Source organism: Streptomyces sp. NPDC093568, assembly GCF_044764945.1.
GTDB lineage: Bacteria > Actinomycetota > Actinomycetes > Streptomycetales > Streptomycetaceae > Streptomyces.
Map to the genome: position 1 here is coordinate 14,259 of NZ_JBIWJD010000010.1, position 13,612 is coordinate 27,870.

Genomic DNA, 13,612 nt, shown 5'->3' on the forward strand with positions numbered 1-13,612 from the left:
ACCGGATCTTCATTCCCCGGTCGTGACGCCGTGGGAGGGGGCGTCCTCGCCAGGGACGCCCCGCACCGGAACTCCGTGGTGGGTCGCCAGCGCCAGCAACGCCACGCGCAGCGGTCCGGTTTCCAGGACGGTGTCCGGCTCGAACCAACGGGCCACCGCGGTTCCGCTCGCCATCCGCAGCGTGAAGCGCGCCAACCCGTCCGCCACCTCGGGGTGGTCACGCAGTGCGAAGACGGAGCTGAGCGAATCCCGGGCCCAGGCCACCAGCGCGTCGCGGTAGTGATGCACCTCGGCCACGGCGGCCGCACTGGCGTCGTGCTGCACCATGCCCAGCCCCAACAGCAGCTTCACTCCTCGTGGGTGGCGCTGGAATGCGCCCTCGACCTCCGCGAGAAAGGTGTCCAGCCGCTGCGTGACATCGGCCCCCGGCACCTCGGCCGGGGGCAGGGCCGCCAGCAGCGCGGTCCTGGCGCGCTCCAGTACCGCGACGTAGATCCCGTCCTTGCTGCGGAAGTGCCAGTAGATCGAACTGACCGGCAGGCCGCACGCGGCGGAGATCATCGAGATGGACGTGGCGGCGTAGCCGTGGCGCGACATCAGGTCGCCGGCGGTGTCCAGTATCGCGTCACGGGACCGCGCGCCACGGTCCAGGGCCGGTGCCTCCGTCATAAGGCCGACTTTAGAGGAGGCGCCGGCCGTGAGGGCCCAAGGCAGGCTCCACAAGGCGGAGTTGGCGAACCAGTTGGCCCGCAGATGCTCATTCCCGTCATGAGCGAAGGCCTCTGCTCCGAGGGGCAGGCGGCCGTAGACGAGGAGGAGCAGGCCAGCCGCGGCCCCCGGACGGTCGCATCGGCGGTGTCCGCGGTCGGAGGGGCGGTGTCCCGTGCGGAATGCCGCGACGCGCCGGGTGTCCTGGGCTCCGTAAAGCCGTGACGGCAGGGCGAACTCGTACGATCGTGTCGCTGTGCGCCCCTGCCCACCCTGCACGCGGCGCGACCCTTTCCCCTCCGCCCCGCACGCACGGCGCGGAGACGAGCAACAGCGATCACTGAAGGAATTCCATGATCTTCATCACCGCCAAGTTCCGCGTCCGCCCGGAGCACGCCGACCGCTGGCCCGAGATCAGCGCCGACTTCACCCGGGCCACGCGCGCCGAGCCCGGCTGCCTGTGGTTCGACTGGTCGCGCAGTGTGGAAGAGCCCACCGAGTACGTCCTGGTCGAGGCCTTCCGCGACGACGAGGCTGGGGCCGCGCATGTGCAGTCCGCGCACTTCAAGGCCGCGCAGCAGACACTGCCGCCTCATCTGGTCGAGACGCCGCGCATCGTGAACATGAGCGTTCCGCAGGACGACTGGTCCCTGCTCGGAGAGATGGCGGTCACCGAACAGCGGTAGTTCCCTGTCCGGACGTCCGTGTCGCGCGGGCATCACCCCTTGCCACGACGCGGCCCGGCGGTGCCGCCGCACACGCTGGCGGCACCGTCGGGCCCAATGACCTGTGTGGGTCTACTCGGTCACCTTCAGCAGCTTGTTGGGCGTTCCGCTGCTCGGGTTGGTTATCTTGTCGCCGGTCGCCGCGCCGGTGAGCGCCGTGGCGACCTCGGCGGGAGTGGCGTCCGGGTGACCGGCGAGGTAGACGGCGGCTGCTCCAGTGACGTGGGGGGTGGCCATGGAGGTGCCGGAGATCGTCTTGGTCCCCTGGTCGCTGTCGTTCCAGTCGGAGGTGATGTCCGAGCCGGGCGCGTACAGGTCCACGATCGAGCCGAAGTTGGAGAAGTCCGACTGGGCGTCGTCCTTGGTGCTGGACGCGACCGTGATGGCCTCCGCGACCCGGGCCGGTGAGCCCTGCCCCGCGTCCGCCGACTCGTTGCCGGCGGCGACCGCGAAGGTGACGCCCGAGGCGATGGCCTTCTTGACCGCCTCGTCGAGAGCGGGGTCCGCGCCACCGCCGAGGCTCATGTTGGCCACCGAGGGGCCCTGGTGGTTCTGGGCCACCCAGTCGATGCCGGCGACGACCTGTTCGGTGGTGCCCGAGCCGTTGTCGTCGAGCACACGGACCGCGACGATCTTGGCCTTCTTGGCCACCCCATGGGAGGCGCCGGCGATGGTTCCGGCCACGTGGGTGCCGTGGCCGTTGCCGTCGTCGGCCGAGTCGTCGTTGTCGACGGCGTCGAACCCGGAGGCGGCGCGGCCCTCGAAGTCCTTGTGGCTGATGCGTACGCCGGTGTCGATGACGTACGCGGTCACTCCTTCCCCGGCCTTGTCCGGGTAGGTGTACTTGCTGTCGCCGGCCGCGTCCGTCTGGTCGATGCGGTCCAGGCCCCAGGACGGCGGGTTGTCCTGGGTGGCATTGATGTGGAACTTCTTGTTCTGGACCACCTTGGACACCGCGGGGTCGGCGGCGAGGCGCTTGGCCTCCGTCTCGGTCAGGCTGCCGGCGGAGAAGCCGTTGACCGCCGAGCCGTAGGTCCGGCTGACCTTGCCACCGTACTCGGCGGCCAGATCCCGCTTCTCGGCCGTGGACGCCTTCTGGTCCAGAAGGACGATGTAGCTTCCGGCCACGGCTCCTTCGGCGTTCAGACCGTAGACGGTGCCCTCCGCGGGCTGTCCCGCCGAGGCAATGGGGGACACGTAAAGGCCGGTGCCGACGACGGTTGCGACAGCCGCGATCGCGGTGACGATCTTGGCCTTGCCTGAGCGTTTGTGATGCGCCGTCAAGAGGGGTCTCCTCGTGAAGTGGGGGGATTTGCGTTCGAACGGCAGCGCTGCGCGTGCTCAGGAGAGTGCCGACTTGTCGCGAGCAGATCAATCTCTTGATGTGGCCCCGACGTCCGGCAAGTGGTCGATCTCCACGAGATTCACGCACATTCGAAGCAACCCGAGCGCAAATGTGCAGCGCTGAACGCTGGTTGAATCACCAAGGAGCGGTCCAGGATTATCTGTGCCAATTTCTTCACCGGTCACTCACGTGCGGTGGCGTGAGCGTCACCGCACCAAGGTTCGGCCCGCGCGGCTCCGGCGTCACAGCGTGCGTCGGACTCCACGCACTACAGCTGCGGGAGCACCTCACCGGCGATGAGCTCCAGGTGGTCGAGGTCCTCGAAGTCGATCAGTCGCAGATGGATACGGCTCGCGCCGATCGCGGAGAACTCGCCGAGCCGGTCCACGAGCTGGGCCGGGGATCCGACCACCGGATCCTCCGGCGGCAACGCGCTCTTGACGTGCAGCGGGGCGGCCCGCCGTTGCGCCTCCGCGTCGGTACGGCCGATGGCGACCACGACCCCGGCCGAGAGCACCAGCGCTGACCGACCGGCATCGGCCCTTCCGGTCCGCTCGCAGGCCTCGGCAACCCGTTGGTACGCCCGGGCAGTCTCGGCAACCGACTTGAAGGGCATGTTGAATTCGTCGGCATACCGAGCCGCCAGCTCCGGGGTGCGCTTGGGGCCGCGGCCCCCGACGATGATCGGCGGACCCGGCACCTGCACGGGCTTCGGCAGGGCGGGCGCGTCGGCCAGCCGGTAGTGGTCGCCGCTATAGCTGAAGCTCTCGCCGACCGGTGTCCGCCACAGGCCGGTGATCACCGCCAGCTGTTCCTCCAGCCGATCGAAGCGCTCCGCGGCGGGCGGGAACGGGATGCCGTACGAGGTGTGTTCCCGCTCGTACCATCCTGCGCCGAGGCCCAGCTCGACCCGCCCCCCGCTCATCCGGTCGACCTGCGCCACCGTCACGGCAAGCGGGCCCGGCAGCCGGAAGGTGGCCGAGGTGACCAGGGTGCCCAGCCGGATCCGGGAGGTCTCCCGGGCGAGCGCGCCCAGCGTGAGCCACGCGTCGGTAGGGCCTGGCAGCCCGGGATCGGCGCCCATCGCCTGGAAGTGATCGGCCCGGAAGAAGCCCTCGAAGCCGCCGGCTTCGACGAGTCGGACGAAGCGCAGCTGATCCTCGTAGTCGGCGCCGCGGTGCGGCTCGGTGAAGACGCAGATCCGCAGGCTCATCGCCCCTCCGTCTCGGCCGACGTGGATGTGTCCCGTTCCATCAGCAACTCGTGCAGATCGGCGCTGCATCGGGCCACTTCGCCCAGGTGCGCGGTTCGGCCCAGCGTCCGCGGCCGGGGAATGGCGACGTCGACGATCTTGCGGATCCGGCCGGGCCGCGGGCTGAGCACCACCACCCGGTCGGCGAGCAGCACGGCCTCGTCCATGGAGTGGGTGACGAAGACGACCGTTGACGAGTTCTCGACGTGGATGCGCTGCAGCTCCACCGCGAGGTCCGCGCGGGTCAGCGCGTCGAGTGCGGAGAACGGTTCGTCCATGAGCATCACCCGGGGCTCGCCCATCAACGACCGGCACAGGGCGACGCGTTGCTGCATACCGCCGGAGAGCTCGTGCGGCCGGTGCTTCTCGAAGCCGCCCAGTCCGGCCGTCTCCAGCAGCCGCTTCGCCCGGTCGCGGTACTCGGCCTTGTTCCAGCCGAAGATCTCCACGGGCAGCAGGACATTGTCGAGGACGGACCGCCAGGGCAGCAGCGCCGGTCGCTGGAACAGCATGGCGACATCACGCCGGGCTCCGGTGACTCGCTCGCCGCCGATGGTGATCTCGCCCTCGGTGACCGGCAGCAGCCCGGCGATCAGTCGGAGCAGGGTGGACTTGCCGCACCCGGACCGGCCCACGACCGCCACGAACTCACCCTCGGCGATGTGCAGCCCGATGTCCTCGAGCGCCGGCGTCGAACCGGACCGGCTGGTGAAGCCGCGGGACACACCGGTGAGTCTGATCATCCGGCGCTCTCCCCATCCCCTGGCGATCGCCGTGTCGGCCGGTTCGTGACGCCCAGTCAGGCTACCCGCAGCAGGCCGCTCGGCGGTACCTGTCGTCCGGTCGGACGACGTCGGCGCGCGAATGCCCCAGTGCCCCACACCTGGCCCACAACTACCCATCGCTCGTACGCTGTTACCCGCACCAAGTGTCATGCTCGCGGCGGTTCCGTCACGCCGTTCCGTCCGTCTGTCTCGTCTGTCTCGACGCCCTTCCGCCGGCGCGCAGTCGGCGGTCGGAAAGGACAACACTGTGCGCATGATCAGGTTCGCCCGTACGGTCGCCGCGGTGGCCCTGACCACATCGCTGGCGCTGGTGGCGGGATGTGGCGGCTCGGATTCCGACGCAGGTTCCGGTGACGACGGCAAGGCACTGAAAAAGGTGACCTACCTGACCTCGTTCGGCAACTTCGGCCGGGACGCGTACGCCTGGGTCGCGAAGGACAAGGGGTTCTTCGAAGAGGCCGGCTTCGACGTGGAGATCAAGCCGGGCCAGGGCACCGGCGGCGTGATTCCGGCCGTCGTGAGTGGCCAGGCGCAGTTCGGCCCGATCGACCTGACGGGAGGTCTGCTGCACATGGGCAGCGGTCAGGCGAAGGACTTCGTCGCGGTGGCCGCCATCCAGCAGCGCACCATGGCCGCGATCGCCTCCACCGAGGGCAACGGCATCGCCGCTCCGAAGGACCTCGAAGGCAAACGGCTCGCCGACACGCCCGGCTCTGTCGTACGCAACCTCTTCCCGACGTACGCCCGACTGGCCGGCGTGGACGCCGAGAAGGTGACCTGGGTCAACGGCGAGGCACAGACCCTGATGGGCACGCTCGCCGGCGGTTCGGTGGACGGCATCGGCCAGTTCGTGGTGGGTAGGCCGACGATCGAGGCGGTGACGAAGAAGAAGGCCGTCCTGCTGCCGTACAGCGACGTGATGCCCGACCTCTACGGAAACGTGCTGATCACGTCGAAGAAGATCGCCGAGCAGGATCCGGAGATGGTGAAGCGGTTCACCGGCGCGCTGCTCAAGGGCTTGGAGTACAGCCTCGCCCACTCGAAGGAGGCCGCCGAGATCCTTCAGCGGAACGTGGACGCCACGAACCCGACCGCCGCGGCCGCCGAGTTGGAGTTGATGGCCGAGTACGTCACGCCGGGCGGTTCCGGCACGGCACTCGGGACGCTGGACTCCGCGCGGGTCGCGAGGAGCATCGCGATCCTGGAGCGAGCTGGCGCGCTGCGGCAGGGAATGACCCCTGAGCGGATCATCGACTTCGACCTGGTGCCGAAAGCCTGACCGTGCCGCGCCGGAGAAAAGCCCCGCTGGGAGAAAGGCCTCGCTGAGGGAAAGGCCTCGCTGGGAGAAGGATGGGATGACCGAACTCTCGAAGCCGCAGCAGGCCTCGGCGGCGGGCCCGGAGCCGGTGCCCGCGCCGCGAGTCGGTCCACGGCGCAGGACGGGCATCGGCGTTCTGCTGCTGCCCTTGGCCGGGCTGCTGGTCGCGCTCGGCGTGTGGTGGCTTCTCACCTCGGTGCTGGAGCTGATCCACCCGGCTGTGCTGCCTCCGCCGGGTGCCGTGCTCTCGGCGTTCGCCGCGGCCCCGGGCCAGTTCCTGGAACATGCCGGCGACACCACGGTCGAGACGGTGGTCGGGTTCGTTCTCTCCAGCGCCTGCGGTGTTCTGATCGGGCTGTCACTGGCGGCCTCGCGGGTACTGGAGCGAATGTTCACGCCGCTGCTGGTCGCCGTCAACGCGGTTCCGAAGATCGCGCTCGGGCCGCTGTTGGTGGGAGCGCTCGGTTGGGGGCAGAAGCCGGTCCTGACCATGGTCTTCCTGCTCTGCTTCTTCCCGATCGTGCTGTCCACCGCGACCGGCCTCACGTCGACCCCGGCGGACCTGGCCGAGTTGGCGCGCTCGCTGGACGCCTCGCGCTGGCAGGCTTTCCGGAAGGTACGGTTGCCCGCCGCACTGCCGCAGATCTTCGTCGGGCTGAAGGTGGCCATGCCTCTCGCCGCGATCGGCGCGGTCATCGGCGAGTTCCAGGCCGGTGAGAGCGGGCTGGGCTATCTGATCGTGCAGGCGGGCGGGGTCGGCGACACCGCCACCGCCTGGGCCGCGATCATCCTGATCGGCCTGATGAGCATCCTGCTCTACTTCGCTTTGGTGTCGCTGGAACGGTTGGCGCTGCCCTGGGTCAGGGACACCACCTCGCGAGGCTGATCAGCCCTGGTCAGGGAACCGTAGGGCGTTCGCCCAGAGCCGGGTGACGGTGGAGACGAGTTCCTCGAAGTCCACCGGCGTGCCGTCTTCTTGCCGCTCACCGAGCACGAAGGCGTTGTAGGCCATGACGCTGACCATGCCCGAGAGCGCACGGGAGGCCAGCATCGGATCGACCTCACGGTCTGCGACACCGCGCGCTTGCAGGTCGGCGATGCCGCGCGCGTTGCGGCGGATGAACTCGTCGGCGCGCCGGCTTCGGAACGTACGGAACTCCGGCTCCACCTGCGCGACCTGCTCAAGCAGTGCCATCAGCTTCGCGTTGCGCTTGTACGCCAGGAGATACGCGCGATTGCTCGCCTCGAGTACCGCGTAGGGATCGTCGGCATCCTCCACCCGGGCCATACCGGGGTGGAGCATGTCCTCCTGCGCCTCCAGGAGGACGGCCGCAAGCACCTCTTCCTTGTTCGCGAAGTAGGTGTAGAACGATCCCGCCGCGCACTGCGCCTCTTTGGTGATGTCGGTCAGGCGGGTGTCGAGGTAGCCGTCCCGTTCGAACACCTTGCGCGCTGCCTTCACCAGAGCGGCCCGTGTCCGCGCTCCGCGCTTCGTCGCGGGCGGCTCGCGAAGGTGCGAGAGGGGCGCCATGGGGGGTGCCTTCTCGCCGTCCATCTCGTCGGCCGCAGTGGTGTTCATCGCGGGAACAGTACTTGAATCCGACGCCATGGTCACAAAGCCGCCTCCGTCGAAGACGAGATGTTTCTCGATCGGTCGGTCAGGCGCTGATCCCGAATCGTTCGGCGAGCTGGCGACGGGTGTCGGCGGCACTGGTGTGCAGTACGCCGCCGATTCCGATCCGTGCCGCTCCGTCGAGGTTCTGCTGGAGGTCGTCGATCATGACTGCCTCCTCGGGGGCGACGCAGAGACGTTCACATGCGATCGAGTAGATCCGTCGGGAGGGCTTGCGGATCCCGACCACGCCGGAGATGACGACCACGTCCGCAAGAGCGGCCAGGTCGACACCGTCGTAGGTACCGGTACCGAACGAATTCGACACGAGCGCGACGGGATGGCCCGCGACTCGAAGATCACCGAGCAGCGCGAGCATGTCCTGGTCGATCGACATGCCCGCCTGCATCCGGGCCGTGAGCCCCTCGGCCTCGACGACGGCGCCGTGGACGCGGAGTCGTTCGGCGAAGCCCCGCTCGAAGGCTTCGGTGTCGATCCGGCCGCACTCGTGGTCGGCCAGAAGTGTGCGTGACGGCTGGTCCCGGCTGAGGAGTTGCAGCGGCAGGCGCGGGTCTCCGAGGGAGGCGCCGAAGTCGGTGAACGCCTGCAGCACACTGGAGGTGATGACACCCCCGAAGTCCACCAGGACCGCGGTTCGGGCCTTTTCCACGCCGTTCGACAAAGTATCCACGCTCACAGGACCTCGAACAGTCCGGCCGCGCCCATTCCGCCCCCGACGCACATCGAGATCACCACGTACCGAACACCCCGGCGCTTGCCCTCGATGAGGGCATGGCCCACCAGACGGGCACCGGTCATTCCGTAGGGGTGGCCGACCGAGATCGCGCCGCCGTTGACGTTGAACCGCTCGGGGTCGATGTGCAGTTCGTCGCGGCAGTACACCGCCTGGGAGGCGAACGCCTCGTTGAGCTCCCACAGGCCGATGTCGTCGATGGTGAGGTTGTGCTGCTTCAGCAGCTTCGGAATGGCGAACACCGGCCCGATGCCCATCTCGTCCGGTCCGCAACCGGCAACGGTCATACCGCGGTACACGCCCAGCGGTTCCAGTCCGCGGCGCTCGGCCTCGCCCGACTCCATCAACACCGACGCCGAAGCCCCGTCCGACAACTGCGAGGAGTTGCCCGCCGTCACGCTGGAATGCGCGCTCACCTGGCCGTCGGGCAGCACCGGTGCCAGCCCGGCCAGGGCCTCGAGCGTCGTCGACGCGCGGTTGCCCTCGTCCCGGGTCAGGGTGACCTCTTCGTGGCGTGCCTCCCCGGACTGCTTGTCGAGCACCTTCTTGACGCTGTCCAGCGCGACGATCTCCTGGTCGAACCGGCCGGCCTCCTGCGCCGCCGCGGTGCGCTGCTGTGACGCCAGGGCGAACTCGTCCTGGCGTTCCCGGCTCACGCCGTAGCGTTCGGCGACGATCTCCGCCGTCTGCAACATCGGCAGGTAGATGCTCGGCTTGTGCTCGACCAGCCAGGGATCCGTCATCCGGTGGGTGTTCATGTGCTCGTTCTGCACCAGGGAGATCGACTCGACACCGCCGCCGACAGCGATCTGCATGCCGTCCGCGATGATCTGCTTGGCGGCCGTCGCGATGGCCATCAGGCCCGACGAGCACTGCCGGTCGACCGTCATCCCGGACACGGTGTCCGGAAGCCCGGCGCGCAGAACGGCCTGACGCGCGACATTGAAACCGGATGCCCCCTGCTGCGCGGCGCAGCCGAAGATCACGTCCTCGACCTCGCCGCCCTCGAGTCCGGCGCGTCGTACGGCGTGGGACAGGGCATGGGCGGCGAGTTCCTGCGACTGGGTGTCGTTGAACGCGCCGCGGTAAGCCTTGCCGATCGGCGTCCGTGCCGTCGAAACGATGACTGCTTCCCTCATGTCGCCTCACTGCCTTTTGTTGGGGCGGTTCGTCCCGGATCTTCGGGGCCGGGGATTCCCTGACACGAGCCACGGCCGCAAGGGGTACGGGGGTCGGCCTCCGGCCCTGGTTATAGTTGAATCCGGCGTCATGTTCAACCAGCCCGCGGTCTTGACAGCGTGCCCCCCTGCCTGAAGGCTACCGACCAGTTGGTATGAAGGGGTGAGTCGTGACCGAGCTGAGCATCTCCACCGGTGCGGGCGTGTTCGACGCGATCGCGGCTGGTCCGCCCGAGGGCCGCCCGGTGCTGCTGCTGCACGGCTTTCCCCAGACGGCGCTGGCGTGGCAACGGCAGATCGCGGAGCTGGCCGAGCAGGGCTATCGGGTGGTGGCGCCCGACCAGCGTGGGTACTCCCCCGGCGCCCGCCCCCAGCGGCCCGAGGACTATCGCATGAGCCTTCTCGTCGACGACGTCGTCGCGATCACGGAGGAACTGGGCTGGGCGGCGTTCGATCTGGTCGGGCACGACTGGGGAGGTGCGGTGGCCTGGTGGACCGCTGACGCCCACCCCGGCCGCGTACGCACCCTGACGGTTGTCTCGACCCCGCATCCCGGCGCTCTGGCGACCGCCCTGCGTACCGACGACGACCAGCGCGGCCGCTCGCAGTACATGATCCACTGGCGTGAAACCCCCGCGACCGAGGAGCGCATGCTGGCCCACGACGCCGAGCTGCTGCGCGCCCTGTACGCCGGGAAGGTTCCGCAGGACAGCGTCGAGGCCTACGTACGGCACCTGTCCCGGCCAGGGGCTCTCACCGCCGCACTGAACTGGTACCGGGCAGGCCGCCCCGACGGCAAGATCGGCACCATCGACGTGCCCACGCTGTACGTCTGGAGCACGAGCGACAGGGCGTTCGGCCCGGCGGCGGCACGGGAAACCGAGCGGTGGGTCAACGGGCCGTACCGCTTCGAGTCCATCCCGGACGTCACCCACTGGGTCCCGGAGGAAGCGCCCGAAACCCTGAACCGCCTGCTGCTCGAACACCTGCGAGCGCACGGCCAGTACGGAACCGCAGCGCACACCCCGTCCCCCGACTCTCCGAAGAGGTGACCGTGAAGACAGCGCGTGCGGCCTGGCGCGGGCTCGAACCCGTGCACGGCATGATCTACTTCGTCCCCGAAGCCAGGCGACGGTACGCGGACCTCGGACTGAGCGGACGCGCCGGCTACTTCACCTCCCGCAGCGCCGCGTTCGGCCGGGCATCCGCCGAGCTGGTCATCGCGACCTTCTACAACTTCAACCCCTCGCTCGTACGGCAGGCGCTCGACGGGGCCTGGGACGCGACGACGCCGCAGCAGGTGCTGGACGCGCGGTACGCCGCGGCGGGCGAAGCCCTGCGGCGCGCGGGAATCCACGAACTGCCCGCCCTCGACGAGGTCCTGGCACTGACCCGCCGGGCCGCCGAGGCGGCCCGCGAACACGCGCAGGGCCGCCCGCTGTTCGCCGCGCACGCCGCACTGCCCTGGCCGGAGGATCCGGTACTGCAGCTGTGGCATGCCCAGACGCTGCTCCGGGAGTTCCGTGGGGACGGCCATGTGGCCTGCCTGCTGAGCGAGGGCATCGGGCCCCTGGAAGCCCTGGTTCTGCACGCCGCCACCGGTGACGTTCCCGTCGACTTCCTCAAGGCCAGCCGCGCGTGGCCCGAGGAGGAGTGGGCCGACACGCGGGAACGGATGAGCAAGCGAGGCCTCCTCGACGGCGACTCCCTCAGCCCGGAAGGCGTACACCTACGTCGGCACATCGAGGACCGCACCGACCGCCTGGCCCTTCCCGCCTACGCCGCCCTGGGTGACGCCGACTGCGAACGCCTCGCCGAACTCGCCGGCCCCTTCGGCCGGGCCGTCCTCGAAGCCGGCCTCCTCAAGCTCGGCTGACCGGGCCCTGTCCCGGGCCGAGGAACACCGAATGGTCGTCGCCGCCGTGCCGCCTACGCCCGTTCCACTGCCACCTTCGACGGCGCCCTGAACGACAGCAGGCCGAGCATGGGTGGCTCCCCCGTCCCGGCGGCCGGCCGGATGTCCGGAAGTCTGCGTGCCGCTGCCCGCAGGGCCACCGCCGCCTCCGTGCGCGCCAGGGACGCACCCGGGCAGCGGTGGCGACCGGCGCCGAAGGCCAGGTGGTGGCGGATGTTCGCCCGGTTCGGGCACATCTGTTCCGGCTTCGGGAAGACCTCCGGGTCGGATCCGCTGCCCATGAGCATCAGCAGCAACTGCGCACCGGCCGGCAGTGCGACTCCGCCCAGTCGGGTGGCCTGCGGGGTCACCCGGCGCCAGGTGGTCACCGGCGGCTCACGTCGCAGAACCTCTTCCACCCAGGCCTCGGCCGGGCCCGCCGCCCCGGCCACGCTCGGCCACCTGCCGGGCTCCTCGAGTGCCCGGCGCAGCACGGTGGCGATGAGTTGTCCGGTGGTGGACTGGCCGGCGATGAAGACGAAGAAGCACGCGGCGACCGCGGTCTCGGCGTCCAGTGGCCTGCCGTCGGGGAGGCGGTGGCGGGCGAGTGCCCCGATGAACGAGTCGGCAGGGACCGCGGCGCTGCGCACGGTCGCGGTGAGCCACTGATGGAATTCGGCTACGAGCTCTGCCAGTTCCAGTTGCCGTTCGAGTGGAGGCCTGCCCCAGAACAGCTCCAGCGAGGCGTCACTCCAGCGGATCAGAGTGGCCGGTTCGACGCCCTGGATGCCGAGAACCTCCATCAGCACCCGGCACGGAAGGACCTGCGCGAATGAGGTGAACAGGTCGCAGCCGTCAGTGGCGTCGAGTTGGGACCGTACCCCGTCGAGCAGTTCGTCGGCGATGCGCTCGATCACCGGCACGGCCGCCGCGACACGCTGTGCGTTGAAGAACCGTGTGACCACGCGGCGCAGTCCGGAGTGGCTCGGGGCGCCGTTGTTCGCCAGGGCGGGCGGGAGCGTGAAGCCGACGCGGGCCAGGACCCTGAGCACGGCGATGGGCAGCGGGGTGACAGCGTGCTGGGCGTTGTCCGGGTGGAACCGCTCCGGGTCGAGCAGGACCCGGCGTACGTCCTGGTGGCGGCTGACCAGCCACAGCCCGGTGGCGGGGTCGTGGTGGACGGGAGACTCGGACCGCAGGAGGTCCAGCCAGGGGTAGGGGTCGCGGACGAAAGGGTCACCGAACAGGTCGAGCAGACCCAGCGGATCACGGGTGTCGGTGGGTTCGGGGCCGGCCGCCGGGCCCCACCCGGCTGCTCCGGTACCAGGTGCGAGGGAATCCAGAGCCGGGGAAGTCACGGCCGGAAGTTAACACGCACCAGGCACGCCACCAGGCAGTATGTGCGCGGCATCACTTGCTGATCCCCGGCTTGGACTCGCAGACTGCGCCCGCATCGCACCCCGCGGATCCCGCCCCGGCCGGGCTCAGGTTCGGCCGGGGCGGGTGTCAGATGGTGGGCGGCTTCCCCTGGAGGAGGGCCGTGCGGAGGGCGGAGTGCAGGCGGGGTGTGTTCGTCCACTCGTGGTCGCGCGACGGGGAGACCCGCCAGTACAGACCGGGGCGCGTGACGCGGTGCAGCGGGGGGATCGCCACGTGGCAGCCCCGGCCCAGGACTCGCACCTGCGGCAGCTCCCAGTCGGCGGCGGAGCCAGGAGGAATCAGCCAGTACAGGCGTCCGCCGAAGCCGTCCCCGATCACGGCTCCCGTCCCGTCCCCGAGGTCGCGCAGTGTGTCGGTCCCGAGGTCGAGCGGTACGCGTACGGCGTCCCACCAGCCACCCGCGGCCACGATCCGCACCTCGACACTGCCCGGGTGCATCCACCACGGAGCCTCGTCGACAGTCATCGCACTCACCGGCTCTCCGATCCGACACCCCGCACCGTAAGGCGGCGACGAACCGCCGACTTGCGTCCGCGCGCAGGGAAGTTGCCCCCGCGCGCAGCGTTCGGGCACGGCTCTCACGTGCACACGCTACGTTCAA

General features: G+C 69.6%; 14 protein-coding genes. 5 read left to right on the plus strand and 9 right to left on the minus strand.

The genetic code is table 11. The annotated features are described in order from the left end of the window. Nucleotides 1-9: 9 nt before the first annotated feature. Entirely contained in the window at nt 10-669 is a 660-nt protein-coding gene (locus ACIRD7_RS33250; RefSeq protein WP_403459405.1) for a TetR/AcrR family transcriptional regulator, read from the minus strand. A gap of 392 nt (nt 670-1,061) precedes the next feature. Between ACIRD7_RS33250 and ACIRD7_RS33255 the strand changes: the two genes are divergently transcribed. Beyond that, on the plus strand, nt 1,062-1,394 hold the full coding sequence (locus ACIRD7_RS33255; RefSeq protein WP_403459406.1) for a putative quinol monooxygenase: 333 nt from the start codon (nt 1,062-1,064) through the stop codon (nt 1,392-1,394). A gap of 111 nt (nt 1,395-1,505) precedes the next feature. Here ACIRD7_RS33255 and ACIRD7_RS33260 read toward each other — a convergent pair whose 3' ends face one another. From ACIRD7_RS33260 to ACIRD7_RS33270, 3 genes are all read right to left on the minus strand, one after another. Beyond that, nucleotides 1,506-2,717: a S8 family peptidase gene (locus ACIRD7_RS33260; protein ID WP_403459408.1), complete on the minus strand. Its 1,212-nt coding sequence runs from the start codon at nt 2,715-2,717 to the stop codon at nt 1,506-1,508. Between the two features lie 329 nt (nt 2,718-3,046). Continuing rightward, a complete protein-coding gene (locus ACIRD7_RS33265) occupies nt 3,047-3,991 on the minus strand; it encodes an LLM class F420-dependent oxidoreductase (RefSeq protein ID WP_403459409.1) in 945 nt (314 codons plus the stop codon). Next, complete coding sequence (locus ACIRD7_RS33270) at nt 3,988-4,773, minus strand: ABC transporter ATP-binding protein (RefSeq protein ID WP_403459411.1); 786 nt, start codon at nt 4,771-4,773, stop codon at nt 3,988-3,990. Before ACIRD7_RS33270 ends, ACIRD7_RS33265 begins: the two co-directional genes overlap by 4 nt. A gap of 295 nt (nt 4,774-5,068) precedes the next feature. Between ACIRD7_RS33270 and ACIRD7_RS33275 the strand changes: the two genes are divergently transcribed. Beyond that, complete coding sequence (locus ACIRD7_RS33275) at nt 5,069-6,094, plus strand: ABC transporter substrate-binding protein (protein ID WP_403459413.1); 1,026 nt, start codon at nt 5,069-5,071, stop codon at nt 6,092-6,094. A gap of 76 nt (nt 6,095-6,170) precedes the next feature. Next, entirely contained in the window at nt 6,171-7,019 is an 849-nt protein-coding gene (locus tag ACIRD7_RS33280) for an ABC transporter permease (protein WP_403459416.1), read from the plus strand. Here the strand turns inward: ACIRD7_RS33280 and ACIRD7_RS33285 are convergent, their stop codons facing one another. From ACIRD7_RS33285 to ACIRD7_RS33295, 3 genes are read right to left on the minus strand one after another with little or no spacing between them, the layout of a single operon-like run. After that, nucleotides 7,020-7,742: a TetR/AcrR family transcriptional regulator gene (locus tag ACIRD7_RS33285; protein WP_403459710.1), complete on the minus strand. Its 723-nt coding sequence runs from the start codon at nt 7,740-7,742 to the stop codon at nt 7,020-7,022. Between the two features lie 49 nt (nt 7,743-7,791). Further along, on the minus strand, nt 7,792-8,415 hold the full coding sequence (locus ACIRD7_RS33290; RefSeq protein WP_403459417.1) for an HAD-IA family hydrolase: 624 nt from the start codon (nt 8,413-8,415) through the stop codon (nt 7,792-7,794). A gap of 23 nt (nt 8,416-8,438) precedes the next feature. Then, complete coding sequence (locus tag ACIRD7_RS33295) at nt 8,439-9,638, minus strand: acetyl-CoA C-acyltransferase (RefSeq protein ID WP_403459418.1); 1,200 nt, start codon at nt 9,636-9,638, stop codon at nt 8,439-8,441. Between the two features lie 209 nt (nt 9,639-9,847). On the opposite strand from ACIRD7_RS33295, the gene ACIRD7_RS33300 reads away from it, so the two are divergent. Both ACIRD7_RS33300 and ACIRD7_RS33305 read left to right on the plus strand, forming a co-directional pair. Beyond that, nucleotides 9,848-10,729, plus strand: a complete 882-nt coding sequence (locus ACIRD7_RS33300; protein ID WP_403459419.1) for an alpha/beta fold hydrolase — start codon at nt 9,848-9,850, stop codon at nt 10,727-10,729. 2 nt (nt 10,730-10,731) lie between these two features. Then, complete coding sequence (locus ACIRD7_RS33305) at nt 10,732-11,553, plus strand: hypothetical protein (protein ID WP_403459420.1); 822 nt, start codon at nt 10,732-10,734, stop codon at nt 11,551-11,553. Between the two features lie 53 nt (nt 11,554-11,606). Here the strand turns inward: ACIRD7_RS33305 and ACIRD7_RS33310 are convergent, their stop codons facing one another. Then, nucleotides 11,607-12,929 carry a cytochrome P450 gene (locus tag ACIRD7_RS33310; protein ID WP_403459421.1) on the minus strand — a complete coding sequence of 441 codons (1,323 nt, stop codon included), beginning with the start codon at nt 12,927-12,929 and terminating at the stop codon, nt 11,607-11,609. A gap of 148 nt (nt 12,930-13,077) precedes the next feature. Then, a complete protein-coding gene (locus ACIRD7_RS33315) occupies nt 13,078-13,476 on the minus strand; it encodes a hypothetical protein (protein ID WP_403459711.1) in 399 nt (132 codons plus the stop codon). Nucleotides 13,477-13,612 lie beyond the last annotated feature (136 nt).